We start from the raw sequence: 15,479 nt of genomic DNA, 5'->3' as shown, positions 1-15,479 counted from the left end.
TAATTAAAGGAGAAGAATTATGATAGGTTCATTAATTATAGGTGCTTTATGCGGATGGATCGCTAGTATGATAATGAAAACTGATGCTCAAATGGGAGCTTTAGCAAATATTATAGTAGGTCTAATAGGTGGAGTAATAGGAGGATGGATATTCAGTCTTCTAAATATTGCTAGTACTGGACTTATTGGTGACATTATAGCTGGAGTTATTGGTTCAGTTGTACTAATTTTCATTTATAATGCAATAACTGGTAAAAATAAATAACTTTTAAGAAATTAAAATCGGCTTAGGCCGATTTTTTTAAAATGATTTTTAGGAGTATAGTGATTTTATGAATGTAAACGACAAATATATAAAAATAGCAAAAGATATATTAAATAATGGTTATGATGAAGAATCTCTTAATGAGGATGTAAGGCCAGTTTGGGAAAATGGAGAGAATGCTTATACTCTCTATCTTCCTCAACAATTTGTAAGATATGAGAAAGGAGAAGTGCCTTTAACAAGTCTTAGGAAGATTGCTTGGAAATCAGCTATTAAGGAAATATTATGGATTTACCAAGATAGATCTAATGATGTGGATTTACTTAAAGAAAAGTACAAGGTAAATTATTGGGATTCTTGGAAAAATGAAAAAGGAAACTTAGGTAAGGCTTATGGATATCAAATAAATAAAGAATTTAAGTCTCCTGAAACAGGGAAAATTACAAATCAAATTGATAGGCTTATAAGTGAGCTTAAAAACAATCCTCTTAATAGAAGACTTATTATTAATTTAATAGATGTAGATGATATGAGTGAAATGACCCTTATTCCATGTGCATTTTTAACTATGTGGACTGTTACTGGAGGTTATTTGAATTTAACATTAATTCAAAGAAGTGGGGATTTTCTTGCGGCTGCGGCTCCCGGCGGAATTAATGCATTTCAATACTATGTTCTTTTAAGAATGATTTCTCAGGTTACTGGATATAAAGCAGGGGATTTTGTTCATTTTATTCAAAATTATCATATATACAAGAAACATATACCAAGTATTAAAAAGATTATTAATATTAAACCGGATTCTAGGAATAATCCTAAGCTTTTAATAAATGAGGATATTAAGGAATTTAAAGATTTTTCTATTGATGATTTTAAATTAGAAGATTACTATCCTGATCAAACTAAGTATGATATAGATATAGCCTTATAGTCTTGAAATTTTAAAAGCTATGAGTATAGTTTCTTTGTTATGGAGGAATTATGGAGAAAATTACTATAATTGGTTCCGGAGGATCCGGAAAATCCACTTTAGCCAAAAAACTAGGCGAAAAGCTTGGTATTAAGGTATACTACCTTAATAAGATTTGGTGGAAAAATGAAAAGGAACACATATCTGAAGATGAGTTTCTAAAAATACAAGAAAATATTATAAGAAATGAGGATTCTTTTATATTTGATGGTTATTATCCAAAAACTTTAGATATAAGACTAGATGCAAGTGATACTATAATTTATTTAGATTTTCCACCTGTATCAAACTTGAAAAGATCGGTAAAAAGATCTCTTACTGAGAAAAATGATGAGGATGATCCATCTCTTGATAGGACTGAGAAGCTTAATAAAGAATATATTTCTTGGCTACTTAATTTTGATAAGAATGAAAGAAGCAAAATTTTAGATAAGCTAAACAAGTTAAAGCTTGAAAAAAGAATTGTTATTATAGATAATGACAACAAAAAAGATTTGTTTCTTGAATCAATAGGATAAAAATGCTGCTGTAGGAAGTTCCTACAACAGCATTTTTTAATTATTATTTTTTTGATTTTCTCCTTCAAGATTTTGTTTATTTTGTTGCTTTTCATCTTGATTTTGACCATCTTTATTTTCTAGATTATTTTGATTTTTATCGTCTTGTTTTTTTGCATTATTAGATTTATTATCGTCTTTAGGCTTAGGTTCAACATAACCAAGATCCGAGTACTTTTGAGGTATAGAATATTTCCAGTCTTCAGGTAAAATTCCATTCCACTTGCTTGGATCATAGCTTCCCTTCCTATCTATAAAGGCCCTATTTGCTTGTAAGTTTTTAGGAGTTTTATTTGATGCAAGTAGATTATTTCTTGTATCAACTAAGATCCAAACGTGGACATCATCTTGTTCTGTTGGTAAATTATCTTTAGAGAAGATTTCATCTTTTACGGTATTTCTTGGATCTGCGTAAGATGCTTGGGTAGGAAGTTTACCACTTATAGTGTCAACCTTAGCGTGTATAATTCCACTAGGCTCTTCAAATGAAGCTTGTTTATAGTCATGGAGTATCCTATTATTTATAACTCCCCACATTAAAGCAGTCCTATCAGTAGAATAAGAGTTAAGAGATATGTTTTGATTATCAGATCCCATCCACACTCCAACTGTGTAATAAGGTGTGTATCCTATACACCAAAAGTCTATATTATTATCACTAGTTCCTGTCTTTGTTGCATAATCTGTTCCATATAAGTTAATTGTTCCATAGTTTTTTCCAGCAGACATTAGAGCAGATGTCATTTGATAGGCTGTTTCAGGACTTGTAACCTTATTTTTCTTCTTATCTTTTTCATCAAATATTATATTTCCTTGATTATCTTCAATTTTTGAGAAGGTTAGAGGTTCTATATACTCACCATTATTAGCAAGGGCAGCATAGGCTGCTGTCATATCAAGAACTGATTGACCTTTTGTCATAGCTCCAAGTCCCATAGCTGCAAGGTTTTCATCATTTTTTTGTGAATCTTCTTCTTTTGTAACGAAATTATCATCACCATTTTCTTTTATAAGACCAAAATTTTTCAAATATTTCTTTGAAGTATCAATGCCTATATCTTTTAGAGTTCTTACAGCATTTGTATTTACAGAATAAACCAAGGAATCCCTTAGACTTACAATCCCTTTATAAGACCTATAAACATTCTCAGGCCATATTTCTCCATTTTCATTCTTCATAAATGGAACATCATCTATACCTGTAGCTAGGTTATATCCGTGATCTAGAGCAGCTGTATAGGTTGCTAAAGGCTTTACAGATGAGCCAGGTTGTCTAGGCTGATCTATTGCTCTATTTAATATTTTTTGTCCCTTTTGATCACGACCTCCCATAATAGCCTTAACTTCTCCATTTTTTTGATCAATTACCACTGTGGATGATTGAGGTTGTATAACACCTTCTAGGTCTGTATCATAATACTCTTTATTAAAAGAAAATGATCCAGATTCATTTTGCCATACAAAATCATTATGATTTTTAAGGTAGGAGGCTGATATAAGAATAGATCCATCTTGATTTTCTCTTATGTTTTCGTTGGATGGAAATTTAACAAATCCTGTTTTATGAGTTCTTAAGTTGGAGTTTTTATCATCCAAACTGTAATAATCTTTAAATACAAGGTTTGTATTATTAAGGCTAATTTTATTTGAATTTATAATCAAATTAGAATTTTCATCATAGTAAGCTTCATCACTTGAAATAGTAAAGTCATTATTATCATTCATAACATTACTTTTAGCATAATATATTAAAGTTCCATCGTTTTTAACTATATTTCCCCAATTATCATATCTTAAGTCAAGTAAAGGAGCTGAACCCCATCCTTGTGTATTACCTAGAATGCTTTCTGAAAAATTTTCATAAACATCTTCAAGTTTACTTTGCATATCATTATCTACAGTAGTAGTAATTTTAAGCCCGCCATAGTAGAGTTTATCCCAGGCTTGTCTTTCTCCAATGTTTAGGGTTTCTTGAAGCTTTTTAACAACTTGTTTTTCTAAAAGAGTATTAAAGTATGAGGCCATAAGTGGAGACTTATCTTCAGGTGGTTTAATATTACTTGCTACATCTTCTGATAAGGCTTCTTTGTATTCACTATCTGATATATAGCCCTCTTCAAGCATTTTTGAAAGTACATACTTTTGTCTTTCAAAAGGCTTTTCATTATATACTGCTGAATATTTTTGTCCATCTATAGAAAATTCTCCAAAAATTCTTTCATCTGTAACTTCGCTTGTCGGAACAGCCTTAAATAAGGCGTATTCTGTTGGAGATTGAACTATACCTGCAATTGCAGCTGCTTCTGCAATTGTAAGCTCTGATACGTCTTTTGAAAAATAAGTTTTGCTAGCGGCTTGAACACCAAAAGAATTTTGCCCAAGAAAAACTCTGTTCATATATGCTTCAAGAATTTCATCTTTACTCAAATATTGTTCAATTTTTAAGGCTAAATAAATTTCTTTAATCTTTCTTTCATATGTTTGATCGTTGGAAAGGTATGTATTTCTTGCCAACTGTTGAGTTAAGGTTGAACCACCTCTTACAATAGAACCACTTTTAAAATTTTGGATAGCTGAACCTATAATAGAGATAGGATCTATACCATTATGTTTTAAAAATCTCTCATCTTCAACAGCTATAAAGGCATGTTTTAAATGTTCAGGCATTTGTTTAAAATCAACTATCTCTCTATTTTCACTAGTTCTAATAGAGTCTATCTCATTTCCGTCTTTATCAACTATAGTAGAATTTTCACTCATTTCATATTTTATATTTTCTGGATCTATATCTGGGGTTTTTTTCATAACTTGTAGAATTCCACCACCTATCAGTCCAGAAAACACTGTTCCTAGACCGATTAAAACCAGTATTGTAATAAGTAAAACTTTTAAAACTATAGGGGAGACTTTTTTATTCATTTTGACCTCCTTGTTTAAAGTCTTATCTTTAAAAATAATAGAATTACACTATTATTTTATCATCTTTTAAGTATTTAATCTATAAAATTACATATTTTGATAATAGAATTTTGTCTATCTTTAAAATAAGCCAAAAAAATGTATAATTTATTAAAGAAAGGAAATTTATGCAAGAAGTTATACAAGTTAATGTTTACAATGAAAAAGAGAATCCAAATAAGAGTTTTGAACTTGAATCTTTGATAAATACAGCAGGTGCTAAGTCTGTTGCAAAGATTAGCCAAGTTATAAATAAAGTGAATCCCTCCTATTACATAGGAAGTGGTAAGGTTGAAGAGATAGAAGATATAGCAAAAAAGCTTGATGTAAAAACTGTTGTATTTGATGTAGAACTTTCAGCAAGTCAGCTTAGAAATCTAGAAGAGAAGATGAAGCTTCATGTGGTAGATTGGACTACTTTAATTCTTGATATATTTGCCCAAAGAGCTAATACAAAAGAAAGCAAGTTAAAGATAAAACTTGCTCAGTTAAAATATCAACTTCCGAGAATTAACAAGTGGTTTTCTTATCTATCTCGTCAGTCTGGTGGAATTGGTACAAGGGGACCAGGTGAAACCATGCTTGAAACAGATAAGAGGGCTATAATAAGAGATATAAGATCAATTGAAGAGAAATTAAAGAATCTAGAGAAGACAAAAGTGGTCAACAGAAAGAGTCGAGAAGATATTTTAAATATATCTTTATTAGGATATACAAATGCAGGAAAATCAACGATTCTTAACCAAATGCTAAAATTATATGGGAAAGAGAAATATGTTTATTCTGATGATTTGTTATTTGCTACTCTTGATACATCAACAAGAAGACTTGATTTTTCAAATACAAAAGTAACACTAACAGATACAGTAGGTTTTATTGATAATCTTTCCAAGGAACTTAATGATTCATTTCTAACAACTCTAGAAGAGATAAAATTTGCTGATATGCTTTTGGTTATTATTGATTCATCATATGATATTGAAACTCAGCTAAAAACAATAGATAAGGCTATAGATGATATAGATGTAGGAGAAAAGAAAATTCTTTATGTATTTAATAAGCTTGATATTGTAGATGACAAAATGAATATATTAATTAATAGAGCAAAGGCTGAGAAAATCTATATGTCAGCAAGAGATAAAAATGATATAGTTAGACTTAAGGAAAAAATAGTTGATTTAATTAAAGAAGAATATATAAAAGTTATTATGGAAATTTCATATAAGGATGGGAAAATTTTAGATTATATAATGTCAAATTATGATGTAGACAATAAGGATTATAATAACGATGGGATTGTTCTCAAGCTAAATATTTCAAAGAAAGATTATAATAAGTATGAGAGATATATCAAAAAAAATTAGTGAAGATTACAAAACTATAAAAGGGGAAATCATTGATGAATTTGAGATAGAAAAGTCCACCTTTATTACTAATATTAAATATGTAGAGACAGAAGCTGAGGCTTTAGACTTTATTGAAAAAATAAAGAAAAATTACAAGGATGCAAGTCATAATTGTCATGCCTATATCATAAATGAAAAGCCTGAAATTAAAAGGTATTCTGATGATGGTGAGCCACAAGGATCAGCTGGACTTCCTATGTTATCAGTTCTTGAGAAAGAAAAAGTTTATAATGTGGTATGTGTTGTAAGCAGATATTTTGGAGGTAAAAAACTTGGCAAGGGAGGGCTTGTACGTGCCTATACTAAGGGTGTAGCAGATTGTATAGAAGGAAATATTACTTATAGAAGAAGATATATAGACAGTAAAATTACTTTTAATTATACTTTACTTGGAATAATAGAAAATTTCCTAAATGAAGGAAATTATATTATTATAGATAAGGATTATCTTCAAGATGTATCAATAAGACTTTATATAAAATATGATAAATTTGAAGATTTTAAAAATGAATTAATAGACATGACAAGTGCTAACATAAAAATAGAAGAAAAAGAAATTGTTATGTTATTTAAGAATTAGGAGGATATATGTCAGGACATAATAAATGGAGCAAAATAAAAAACAAAAAAGGTAGCGAAGATGCAAGACGTGGTAAGATATTTACCAAATTAAATAGGATTATCTCAGTTGCAGTAAGGGAAGGTGGAGATAACCCTGAATATAATCCTGCACTAAAAGCTGCTATTGATAAGGCTAAGGCAGAAAATATGCCTAACGATAATATTGAAAGAGCTATTAAAAAAGCAAGTGGTTCAACAGATGGAGCAAATTTTGAAAGAGTCATATATGAAGGTTATGCTAAAGATGGGGTAGCTGTAATAGTTGATTGTCTTACAGATAATAAAAATAGGACTGCTCCAGATATAAGACATTTATTTGATAAGTTTGGAGGAAACCTTGGAACAGATGGCTCAGTAATGTTTATGTTTAATAGAAAGGGTATTATAGAAATTGATAAGGATGATTCTATAGACTTTGATGAGCTTATGCTTGAGGCAATTGAGTTTGGCGCAGAAGATGTAGAAGAGGATGAAGATGTATATCAAATAACAACTAGCGTTGATGAATTTCAACCAGTGGTAGATAAATTTAAAGAAGCTGGATATAAGTTATCAAAAGCTGACTTATCTTATATAGCAGACAATCTAATTGAAGCTCAAGAATCAAACTTAAAACAAATAGCTAAATTGATAGAAAATCTTGAAGATAACGATGATGTTCAAGAGGTTTATACAAATTGGAAAGTACCTGAAGATTTAGGAATTGATTAATATGTTAGATTTTAAAATTGATAGGGTTGCCTTCTCTATATTCGGTATAGATGTATATTGGTATGCAATTATTATTATTACAGGAATTTTAATAGGCGCAAAATTTGCTCAAAAAGAGTTTTCAAGAAGGGGATTTAGTGAGGATTTCATTTATGATATTTTATTTGTAACCTTACCTTTTGCAATAGTTGGGGCTAGGCTTTGGTATGTTGTATTTGAATGGGATTTATATAAAAATAATCCTATAGAAATTTTAAACTTTAGGGCAGGAGGTCTTGCTATTCATGGAGGAATTTTATTTGCGATAATTGCCTTATATTTTTATAGTAAGAAAAAAGAAATTCCACTTATTGATATAACAGATGTTATGGTACCATCACTTGCTTTAGGGCAAGCTATAGGAAGGTGGGGTAATTTTGTAAATGGTGAAGCTCATGGTAGTGCAACAAATCTTCCTTGGGCAATCCTTGTTGATGGGGTAAGGGTTCATCCTACTTTTCTCTATGAATCTATTGGAGATTTTCTTATATTCTTATTTTTGATAAATTATAGGAAAAAAGAACCTGCCAAGGGAAAGCAAACTGCTATATATTTTATGGCATATGGAGTACTTAGATTTTTTGTAGAAGCTTTAAGGACAGATTCTTTAATGATAGGGCCTATAAGAATGGCACAATTTACAAGTGTAATTTACCTTATTTTAGGCATATATTTGTTTGTAAGATATAAACATTTGAACATGGGACAATTCATAAAGAAGAATAGATGCTAGATTTTTAAGGATATTCGATACTTAGCTTACAATTTTATATTCATACTGGGGCTGTTGCACAATGATAGAAATTCATAATTTTGCAATAGCCCTTTTATTTTTTATTTTTGGGTTTTTCTACCACCAAACATTAATTAGTTTGAATTTATAGTCAAAAGTTGAAATTTATTCTTAAAAATATTTTTTTTAAGTCTTTACAATTTGTAGGCTTTGTTATAAGATATAAGTGAAGTGGAAATATGTGGTAGAAGGTGGGTCATGTTTTTAGGAGAATTCATTCATAAAGTAGATTCTAAAAATAGAATAATGATGCCAAGTGACTTTAGAGATGACTTGGGAGATGAATTTTATATTACAAAGGGCCCTGAAAACTCTTTAGTTATTTATACTATAGAAGAGTTTCAAAATCGTGCAAAAAAGTATGAAGAACTATCCTACCAAAACAAAAACAACAGGGCAATGAAAAGATTGTTTTTTTCTTCCACTATCAAAGCTTATTTAGACAAACAAGGACGTGTTCTAATAAATAAGCAATTACGCGAATATGCCAAATTAAAAGACGAAGCTATGATAATTGGTAACAATACCAACATAGAAATATGGGATTTGGATAATTGGAACCAATATATAGAAGATGTAGAAGGAAACTTATCAGAGATAATGGATCAGTAGTATGAAATTTTCACACATATCAGTTTTGTTAAATGAATCAATTGAAAACTTGAATATAAAAGAAGATGGTATTTATGCTGACCTAACTTTAGGTAAGGGAGGTCATTCTAAAGAGATTTTGGAAAGACTTAATGAAGACGGACTTTTAATTGGACTAGACCAGGATAAAGAAGCTATCAAAGCAGCTAAGGAGAACTTAAATAACTTCTCGAATGTATTGTATTTTAACCGAAACTTTGAAAATATACAAAATGTTCTCCTTGAAGCAGGCGTAGATAAATTAGATGGCGCTTTGATGGACATTGGCGTAAGTTCATATCAAATTGACAAGGCAGATAGAGGTTTTTCTTATATGAAAGACGGTCCTTTAGATATGAGAATGGACAAAGATAATGAGTTAACAGCAAAGCATATTGTCAATGATTACTCTTTGGATGAGCTTTGGGAGATATTCCAAAATTTTGGCGAAGAAAGATATTCTAAAACTATAGCCAAAGCCATTGTAGATTACAGAAAAAATGAAGAAATTAATACAACTTTACAACTCCGAAATATTGTTATGAATTCTGTAAACTCAAACGAAGCTCATCCTGAAAAAAGAGTATTCCAAGCTTTGAGAATCGAAGTTAATCGTGAACTTGAAGTTTTGGAAAATACTTTAGAAACTGTAGTAGACAATCTTAAAAAAGGTGGAAGGTTATGTGTTATTACATTTCATTCGCTTGAAGATAGGATTGTTAAAAATAAATTTAAAGAAATGAGCAAAGACTGTATTTGTCCACCAGATTTCCCGGTTTGTGTGTGTAACCACAAAAGGAAGGTAAAAGTAATTACAAAAAAACCAATTTTACCTAAAAAGTCTGAGCTTAAGGAGAATAGAAGGTCTCATAGTGCAAAGCTTAGAGTAGTTGAAAGGGTTTGATATGCAGGAAGCTTTAAGAAAAAGAAAACAAAATAGAAAAAGAATTAAAAAGCTAAGTTTGCAAAATCAAACTGATTATAATCTAAAGCTTAAGTATAATAAGTTTAAAAAAGAAGATAAAAAGTTTAAAGCAAATATTTTAGCTTTATTATTTTTATCTTTTATAGTAATGGGCTTTATTACTATTAAAAATTACATAAAATTGAATAATACAAGAAACGAGTATAATAGTTTACAAAGTCAATATACATCTTATCAACTTACACGTGATAGGCTTAATAAAAACCTAGAAGATACAGTTGATTTAAAAGAAATTCAAAGATATGCAATAGAAGAATTGGGTATGGTATATGAGAACAAGAACAATATTGTTTATCTTGATATTGATAGGTAGGAGAAATGAAAGATATTTTAAGAATAATTTTACTAACATTAATACTAACACTTATACTTGGAAGAATTATTATTCCAATCTTAAGAAATAGCCATATAGGGCAAAATATTAGAGAAGAAGGGCCAAAAAGTCACTATGAAAAAGCGGGTACACCGACAATGGGTGGTATTATATTTTTGATATCAACGCTTGTAATGACATTGATTTTTGTTCCTTTTTCTATGAAAACTTTTATATTGCTTCTTGCAACATTTGGTTTTGGAGCAATAGGTTTTGTTGATGATTTTAGAAAGCTTGTTTTAAAAAGGTCACTTGGACTTACTGCCAAACAAAAAATTGTATTGCAAGTAGGATTATCGTTTGTAATCGCACTTTTATGTTTTATATTTCAAAATGACACCATAACTAAACTCTGGATACCATTTACTCATACCAGAATTAACATCTCAATATTTGGCATACCACTTATGATGTTTATAATGATAGGAACATCTAACGCAGTAAATCTTACGGATGGACTTGATGGACTTTCTTCATCAGTTTCTATTCCTGTTTTTATTTCGTTTATAATTCTTGCAACAAGTGTTGAAGATAAATTATTTGCAAGTATTATGTTGGCTGGACTATTAGGATTTTTATTTTATAATTCAAATCCTGCATCAGTATTTATGGGTGATACAGGTTCTATGGCTATAGGTGGGGCTGTAGTAGCACTTGCACTAAATATGGAAATGGCTCTTTTTTTAGTGATATTAGGAGGTATATATGTAGCTGAAGCTGGTTCAGTAATCCTACAAGTAGGCTCATATAAGCTTAGAAATAAAAAGAGAATTTTTTTAATGACACCAATCCACCATCATTTTGAATTGAAAGGATACAAAGAACCAAAAATAGTTACTGGTTTTACAATAGTATCAGTAATCTTATCTTTGATTACTTTATTGGCAGCAATATGAAAAAAGTTTTAGTATATGGTTTAGGAATAACAGGTATTTCAACGGTAAAAACATTAGCAAGTAAGGGATATAAAGTTTATACTTTTGACAAACTCAAAAAAGAAGACGATAGATTAAAGGGCTATGACTATAGCCCTATTTCTGATGTAAAAAAAGAGGATAAATTTGATTTTGTAGTAAAATCCCCTGGTATAAAACCGGATGATGAGATAGTAAAAGTTCTTGAAAAAAATAATGAGATAATATCAGATATAGAATTATCTTATAGAATTTTTAATAATAAAGAATTTTTGGCAGTAACTGGAACAAATGGCAAAACAACAACAACTTCACTTATAAGCCATATCTTAAATGAGTCAGGAAAAAGAGCTATAGCAGTTGGAAATATTGGTGAAGGTATTCTATGGCAAATGTATAAAAATGAAGCAGTCTTTGTAGAAGAAGTTTCATCTTTTCAACTACATAATACAAAGTTTTACAAACCTCATATTGGAATCATTTTAAATATTACACCAGATCATATAGACTGGCATAAAAGTGAGGAAAACTATATTAAAGATAAGTTAAGTATAGCTAGAAATCAAGATCAAAAAGATTATATTATTATAAATCATGATGATAAAATATTAAGTAAAAATAAAGAAAACTTCAATGCAAATATTTATGAATTTTCAACAAAAGATAAGATATCTAATGGTATATACCTAGATGGTGATGATATAGTTTTAAACATAGATGAACCTATAAAATTATTTTCTAGGAATGATTTAAAAATTGTAGGTAATCATAATATATCAAATGCCATGGCAGCAGTCTTGGCATTATATCTATACGGAATTGATATAAATGAAATAGTTAAATATATTAAAACATTTAAGGCTATAAGTCATAGACTTGAATTTGTTACAGAAATTAATAATGTTAAATTTTTTGATGACTCAAAGGCAACCAATGTTGATTCTGCAATAAAAGCCTTAGAAAGTTTTGATAAGAATGTAATTTTAATAGCTGGAGGTTATGATAAAAATATAGACTACAGACCCTTATTTGAAAGTTCAAGTAAAAAAATAAAAGCTATTATTTTAATTGGTCAAACTAAAAATATTTTAAAATCTGTCAGCGAAGATTATGGTATAAAATATTTTATAGAAGATACCATGAAAGATGCTGTTGATAGAGCATTTATGATAATGAAGAAAAATGATATAGTCTTATTATCTCCAGCATCAGCAAGTTGGGATATGTATAAAAGTTTTGAAGAAAGAGGAAATGACTTTAAGAATTTAGTAAAAGAAAGAGAGCCAAGATGAAGATAATAGTATCAGGCGGAGGAACGGGAGGGCATATCTATCCAGCCATTGCAATATGCCAAAAATTAGAAAAGGAAATTGATGATCTTGAAATTCTTTATGTTGGAATAAAGGGTGGACCTGAAGAAAAAATTGTAAAAAAGTATGATTATAAATTCCATTCTATAGAAGCTATGGGTCTTCCAAGAAAGATATCTAAGAGATTATTCAAATCTCTTATTACAAATTTAAAGGGTTTTTCTAAGGCTAAAAAAATAATCAATGATTTTAAACCAGATCTTGTCATAGGAACTGGAGGATATGTTTGTGCTCCAATTATTTATCAAGCATCTAGAAAACATATAAAAACTATGATTCATGAGTCAAACTCATTTCCTGGAATAACAACAAGGTTTTTATCTTCTAGGGTAGATGCGGTTTGTATATCATTCGAAGAGGCTAAAAAACACCTGAAAAACAAAGATAATATTTATATTACTGGAAACCCTGTAAGAACAAACTTTAATGAAGATTTTTCAAAAAAGGATTTAGATAAGCTTGGTATAAAAAAGGATATACCAGTAGTATTTTCGTTTGGTGGATCAAACGGCTCATATGCATTAAATGAAGCAGTAAAAGAAATGAGCCAACTTATGAAGGGTGATTTTTACCTACTTCATCAAACAGGAAATATGTATTTTGAAAATTTCAAAAAAGAAGTATATAATAATGAATTTCTTAAAATTTTTTCTTATATAGATAGTATTGACCTTTTTTATGCTGTAAGTGATTTAGTTATAGCCTCTTCTGGAGCTATGAGCTTGACTGAAATTTCATCCTTAAAAAAGGCTTCTATTTTAATTCCAAAGGCTTATACAACAGAAAATCATCAAGAATTTAATGCAAGAAACTATTTTGAACATGGTGCAAGCCTGATGATTCTTGAAAAAGATTTAACTGGTCAAAAATTATATGATAATATAAAAGAGATAATCAATGACAAGGATAAATTAAAAAACATGGGAGAGAAGGCCAATAGTTTACAAAATCCTAAAGCAGCTGATGAGATTTATAATATAATCAGAAAACTTATGGCAAGTTAATTATGGAAAAAAGAAAAAGAAGAAAAGTAAAGAAAAAAAGAAAAGAAAAAGTTTTTACATCTTTGTTCATGATTTTTTTATTAATAATTAGTTTTATTGTTATTATTTATAATATATTTAAGAATGATTATTTTAAAATTTCTCAAATATATATTGAAGGCAATAAAATTTTAAGCGATGAAGAAATCTTATCTAAATTAAATAATCCTATAGGAAATAATATTTTTTTCTATGATGCGAATAAGAGTATAGAAAACTTAAAAAAAGAAGAAATTATTAAAGATGTCGATATACAAAAAGAATATCCAGATAAGATACTTATAAATGTAAAAGAAGAATTTGCATTTATGACAGCAACATTCAACAATAAAGAGTATATAATATCAAATGAATCTAAAGTTTTAGATAAGACAAGTAATAAGAATGGCCTAGTTGTATTAAAAGGGATAGAAAAAAAACCAAAACTTGGTGAAAAGTTTACAGATAATAAGCAAGTTCTTGGTTTTATAGAGAAAATTCAAGAATATAAGTATAGCCTTAACTTAGAAGAAATAGACTTGGAAAACAATCAGGATATTGGTATAATAATAAATGATATTCATATTAATTTTGGAGATTTAAATAATTATGATTATAAGCTGAAACTACTCGATTCAGTTTTAAAAGATATTAGTGATAAAGGGCTTAAAGCCTACACTATAAGACTTGATAAAGGTAAAGATCCTGTAGTTGAAGTCGATAAAACAAGTCTAGATCAAGATAATGAGAAATAAAAGTTATGAAACGGGGGAGGAATATGGCAAATATCAATATGGAAGTAGAAAATAATGCCTTAGCCAAAATTAAAGTAATAGGTGTAGGTGGTGGTGGAAATAACGCCATAAGCCGAATGAGAGAAGGAGGACTTTCTGGAGTTGAGTTTATAGCGCTTAATACAGACCTTCAAACATTAAATGAAGCTAATGCTGATATAAAATTACAAATTGGTGCAAAGCTTACAAGAGGACTTGGAGCAGGTGCTAATCCTGAAATTGGAGAAAAGGCTGCTGAAGAAAGTGAATCTGAAATAGATGAGGCACTTAAAGGAGCTGATATGGTTTTTATCACTGCTGGAATGGGTGGTGGAACTGGTACAGGTGCGGCTCCAGTAGTTGCTAAAAAAGCAAAAGAGCAAGGTATACTTACAGTAGGAGTTGTTACAAAACCTTTTACATTTGAGGGAAGAAAAAGACAAACATCCGCAGAAGGTGGTATAGAAGCACTTAAGGATAGTGTAGATACATTGATTACAATTCCTAATGATAGACTTTTACAAATAGTTGAAAAAAGAACATCTATGGTAGAAGCATTTAAAATGGCTGACCAAGTACTTATGGATGCTGTAAGTGGTATATCAGAACTTATAGCTATACCAAATGTTATTAACCTTGACTTTGCAGATGTTAAATCAATTATGTCAGACCAAGGTATTGCTCATATGGGTATTGGTAGGGCAAGTGGTGAAAATAGAGCAGTTGATGCTGCAAAAGCTGCTGTAAACTCTCCACTACTTGAAACATCAATAGAAGGTGCAAATGCAGTATTATTAAATGTTACTGCAGCAGAAGTTGGACTTATGGAAGCAAATGAAGCAGCAGAGTTAATAAGAGAGCATATCGATTCTGATGCCAATATCATTTTTGGTGTTGGAAGTGATGAATCCCTAGGTGACGATATTAAGATTACTGTAATAGCAACAGGTTTTGATCAAGATTCTCAAAAAAGAAGAGAAGTTATTGAAAATAGAAGACAAGCACCAGCGAAAAATACAACAAAAAGACAGAATTCACAAAAAATATCAAATCCATTTGATGATATAGATCTTCCTGACTTCTTAAAATAAA

16 protein-coding genes are annotated in these 15,479 nt (G+C 29.7%); 15 read left to right on the top strand and 1 reads right to left on the bottom strand.

Annotated elements, in window-relative coordinates; genetic code table 11:
• Window positions 1–19 precede the first annotated feature (19 nt).
• The 3 genes from FYJ26_RS07470 (at window position 20) to FYJ26_RS07460 (ending at window position 1,753) form a co-directional block, all read left to right on the top strand.
• Entirely contained in the window at window positions 20–265 is a 246-nt protein-coding gene (locus FYJ26_RS07470) for a GlsB/YeaQ/YmgE family stress response membrane protein (protein WP_154541146.1), read from the top strand.
• Window positions 266–332: 67 nt separating this feature from the next.
• The gene (thyA, locus tag FYJ26_RS07465) at window positions 333–1,196 is read left to right on the top strand and encodes a thymidylate synthase (protein WP_154541144.1); all 864 of its coding nucleotides are present in this window, start codon (window positions 333–335) and stop codon (window positions 1,194–1,196) included.
• Window positions 1,197–1,246: 50 nt separating this feature from the next.
• Window positions 1,247–1,753: a P-loop NTPase family protein gene (locus tag FYJ26_RS07460; RefSeq protein WP_154541142.1), complete on the top strand. Its 507-nt coding sequence runs from the start codon at window positions 1,247–1,249 to the stop codon at window positions 1,751–1,753.
• 36 nt (window positions 1,754–1,789) lie between these two features.
• Here the strand turns inward: FYJ26_RS07460 and FYJ26_RS07455 are convergent, their stop codons facing one another.
• Complete coding sequence (locus FYJ26_RS07455) at window positions 1,790–4,711, bottom strand: transglycosylase domain-containing protein (RefSeq protein ID WP_154541140.1); 2,922 nt, start codon at window positions 4,709–4,711, stop codon at window positions 1,790–1,792.
• Window positions 4,712–4,878: 167 nt separating this feature from the next.
• On the opposite strand from FYJ26_RS07455, the gene hflX reads away from it, so the two are divergent.
• The 12 genes from hflX (at window position 4,879) to ftsZ (ending at window position 15,478) form a co-directional block, all read left to right on the top strand.
• Complete coding sequence (hflX, locus tag FYJ26_RS07450) at window positions 4,879–6,114, top strand: GTPase HflX (protein WP_154541138.1); 1,236 nt, start codon at window positions 4,879–4,881, stop codon at window positions 6,112–6,114.
• The gene (locus FYJ26_RS07445; protein ID WP_154541136.1) at window positions 6,089–6,736 is read left to right on the top strand and encodes a YigZ family protein; all 648 of its coding nucleotides are present in this window, start codon (window positions 6,089–6,091) and stop codon (window positions 6,734–6,736) included. The genes hflX and FYJ26_RS07445 overlap by 26 nt, the downstream gene beginning before the upstream one ends.
• Before the next feature lie 8 nt (window positions 6,737–6,744).
• Window positions 6,745–7,488: a YebC/PmpR family DNA-binding transcriptional regulator gene (locus tag FYJ26_RS07440; protein WP_154541134.1), complete on the top strand. Its 744-nt coding sequence runs from the start codon at window positions 6,745–6,747 to the stop codon at window positions 7,486–7,488.
• A gap of 1 nt (window position 7,489) precedes the next feature.
• A complete protein-coding gene (lgt, locus tag FYJ26_RS07435; RefSeq protein WP_154541132.1) occupies window positions 7,490–8,260 on the top strand; it encodes a prolipoprotein diacylglyceryl transferase in 771 nt (256 codons plus the stop codon).
• A gap of 258 nt (window positions 8,261–8,518) precedes the next feature.
• Window positions 8,519–8,932 carry a division/cell wall cluster transcriptional repressor MraZ gene (gene mraZ / locus FYJ26_RS07430; protein WP_154541131.1) on the top strand — a complete coding sequence of 138 codons (414 nt, stop codon included), beginning with the start codon at window positions 8,519–8,521 and terminating at the stop codon, window positions 8,930–8,932.
• Window position 8,933: 1 nt separating this feature from the next.
• Window positions 8,934–9,854 carry a 16S rRNA (cytosine(1402)-N(4))-methyltransferase RsmH gene (rsmH, locus tag FYJ26_RS07425; RefSeq protein ID WP_154541129.1) on the top strand — a complete coding sequence of 307 codons (921 nt, stop codon included), beginning with the start codon at window positions 8,934–8,936 and terminating at the stop codon, window positions 9,852–9,854.
• A 1-nt stretch (window position 9,855) separates the two neighbouring features.
• Window positions 9,856–10,248 carry a septum formation initiator gene (locus FYJ26_RS07420; RefSeq protein WP_154541127.1) on the top strand — a complete coding sequence of 131 codons (393 nt, stop codon included), beginning with the start codon at window positions 9,856–9,858 and terminating at the stop codon, window positions 10,246–10,248.
• Between the two features lie 5 nt (window positions 10,249–10,253).
• Entirely contained in the window at window positions 10,254–11,204 is a 951-nt protein-coding gene (gene mraY / locus FYJ26_RS07415) for a phospho-N-acetylmuramoyl-pentapeptide-transferase (RefSeq protein WP_154541125.1), read from the top strand.
• The gene (gene murD / locus FYJ26_RS07410; RefSeq protein WP_154541123.1) at window positions 11,201–12,514 is read left to right on the top strand and encodes a UDP-N-acetylmuramoyl-L-alanine--D-glutamate ligase; all 1,314 of its coding nucleotides are present in this window, start codon (window positions 11,201–11,203) and stop codon (window positions 12,512–12,514) included. The genes mraY and murD overlap by 4 nt, the downstream gene beginning before the upstream one ends.
• Window positions 12,511–13,596: an undecaprenyldiphospho-muramoylpentapeptide beta-N-acetylglucosaminyltransferase gene (murG, locus tag FYJ26_RS07405; RefSeq protein ID WP_154541121.1), complete on the top strand. Its 1,086-nt coding sequence runs from the start codon at window positions 12,511–12,513 to the stop codon at window positions 13,594–13,596. The genes murD and murG overlap by 4 nt, the downstream gene beginning before the upstream one ends.
• Window positions 13,597–13,598: 2 nt before the next feature.
• Window positions 13,599–14,369, top strand: a complete 771-nt coding sequence (locus tag FYJ26_RS07400) for a cell division protein FtsQ/DivIB (RefSeq protein ID WP_154541119.1) — start codon at window positions 13,599–13,601, stop codon at window positions 14,367–14,369.
• A 23-nt stretch (window positions 14,370–14,392) separates the two neighbouring features.
• Entirely contained in the window at window positions 14,393–15,478 is a 1,086-nt protein-coding gene (gene ftsZ, locus FYJ26_RS07395; protein WP_154541118.1) for a cell division protein FtsZ, read from the top strand.
• The last annotated feature ends 1 nt before the right edge of the window (window position 15,479 follow it).

This window comes from Anaerococcus porci (assembly GCF_009696575.1).
Lineage (GTDB): Bacteria > Bacillota > Clostridia > Tissierellales > Peptoniphilaceae > Anaerococcus > Anaerococcus porci.
Note: the sequence above shows the minus strand (reverse complement) of the source record. Positions and strands in the feature narration are given on the sequence as shown.

What these genes read in the sequence shown, in the direction of transcription:
- rsmH (WP_154541129.1), top strand. Translation starts at nt 8,934, where the DNA reads ATGAAATTTTCACACATATCAGTTTTGTTAAATGAATCAATTGAAAAC.
- FYJ26_RS07460 (WP_154541142.1), top strand. Translation starts at nt 1,247, where the DNA reads ATGGAGAAAATTACTATAATTGGTTCCGGAGGATCCGGAAAATCCACT.
- mraY (WP_154541125.1), top strand. Translation starts at nt 10,254, where the DNA reads ATGAAAGATATTTTAAGAATAATTTTACTAACATTAATACTAACACTT.
- lgt (WP_154541132.1), top strand. Translation starts at nt 7,490, where the DNA reads ATGTTAGATTTTAAAATTGATAGGGTTGCCTTCTCTATATTCGGTATA.
- murG (WP_154541121.1), top strand. Translation starts at nt 12,511, where the DNA reads ATGAAGATAATAGTATCAGGCGGAGGAACGGGAGGGCATATCTATCCA.
- FYJ26_RS07445 (WP_154541136.1), top strand. Translation starts at nt 6,089, where the DNA reads ATGAGAGATATATCAAAAAAAATTAGTGAAGATTACAAAACTATAAAA.
- FYJ26_RS07440 (WP_154541134.1), top strand. Translation starts at nt 6,745, where the DNA reads ATGTCAGGACATAATAAATGGAGCAAAATAAAAAACAAAAAAGGTAGC.
- FYJ26_RS07470 (WP_154541146.1), top strand. Translation starts at nt 20, where the DNA reads ATGATAGGTTCATTAATTATAGGTGCTTTATGCGGATGGATCGCTAGT.
- thyA (WP_154541144.1), top strand. Translation starts at nt 333, where the DNA reads ATGAATGTAAACGACAAATATATAAAAATAGCAAAAGATATATTAAAT.
- murD (WP_154541123.1), top strand. Translation starts at nt 11,201, where the DNA reads ATGAAAAAAGTTTTAGTATATGGTTTAGGAATAACAGGTATTTCAACG.
- FYJ26_RS07420 (WP_154541127.1), top strand. Translation starts at nt 9,856, where the DNA reads ATGCAGGAAGCTTTAAGAAAAAGAAAACAAAATAGAAAAAGAATTAAA.
- FYJ26_RS07400 (WP_154541119.1), top strand. Translation starts at nt 13,599, where the DNA reads ATGGAAAAAAGAAAAAGAAGAAAAGTAAAGAAAAAAAGAAAAGAAAAA.
- mraZ (WP_154541131.1), top strand. Translation starts at nt 8,519, where the DNA reads ATGTTTTTAGGAGAATTCATTCATAAAGTAGATTCTAAAAATAGAATA.
- FYJ26_RS07455 (WP_154541140.1), bottom strand. Translation starts at nt 4,711, where the DNA reads ATGAATAAAAAAGTCTCCCCTATAGTTTTAAAAGTTTTACTTATTACA.
- ftsZ (WP_154541118.1), top strand. Translation starts at nt 14,393, where the DNA reads ATGGCAAATATCAATATGGAAGTAGAAAATAATGCCTTAGCCAAAATT.
- hflX (WP_154541138.1), top strand. Translation starts at nt 4,879, where the DNA reads ATGCAAGAAGTTATACAAGTTAATGTTTACAATGAAAAAGAGAATCCA.